Annotated in this window: 2 protein-coding genes; both read left to right on the top strand. The window is 54.1% G+C overall.

Annotated elements, in window-relative coordinates; translation table 11 throughout:
• Nucleotides 1–84 precede the first annotated feature (84 nt).
• On the top strand, nucleotides 85–240 hold the full coding sequence (locus BEA93_RS25275) for a hypothetical protein (protein ID WP_157942471.1): 156 nt from the start codon (nucleotides 85–87) through the stop codon (nucleotides 238–240).
• Nucleotides 241–247: 7 nt separating this feature from the next.
• The coding region (gene traX, locus BEA93_RS24565; RefSeq protein WP_105267699.1) for a type-F conjugative transfer system pilin acetylase TraX at nucleotides 248–686 on the top strand (439 nt) is incomplete at its 3' end.

Raw genomic sequence — 686 nt, 5'->3', positions numbered from 1 at the left:
ACAGAAACGAAAGGCCGGGGTTATAGCAGAAGCTAATCCTGAGTAAAACGGTGGATCAATATTGGGCCGTTGGTGGATATATAAGTGGATCACTTTTCATCCGTCGTTGACAGCAAAACGGAAAGCCGGTTTATGGCCGGAATGCTGACGGGGGCATTACTGATGCTGGTCACGTTGTTTGTTGCGCCCTGGCTGGTCATCGAAACACTGGCCGGATGTCTCAGTCAGGTGCTGGAGTGAAACCATAATGACGGCATGTGTTCAGCGAAAAGATACCGGGGGAACGGTGCGTTTCCCGTGGCAACTGGCGCCATTACAGCGCGATATTATCAAAATCGTGGCATTTCTGGCGATGGCCGGCGACCACATTGCCACAGCATTTCATGTGGGGAGTCCCTGGCTTAACCTGACCGGGCGGTGCGCATTCCCGCTTTTCGCACTGATGGCAGGCTGTAACCTGGCGGGGAGGCAGATACGACAGACTGCCGTAAATCGCCTGTGGCTGATGGCAGTGCTGGCGCAACCGGTATTCTGGCTGGCATTTCGGGGGACAGGAAATCAGTGGTGGGAACTGAACATTCTGTTCTGCTTTGCCGTGGTGATGCAGGTGGTCTGTTTCTGGCAACGCCCTGATGCCATAAAAGGTGCCATAACCGGAACCATGCTGGCACTGTATCTGCCGTTCA

The sequence above is a fragment of the Escherichia sp. MOD1-EC5950 genome (assembly GCF_002965345.1).
Taxonomy (GTDB): domain Bacteria; phylum Pseudomonadota; class Gammaproteobacteria; order Enterobacterales; family Enterobacteriaceae; genus Escherichia; species Escherichia marmotae.
Note: the sequence above shows the minus strand (reverse complement) of the source record. Positions and strands in the feature narration are given on the sequence as shown.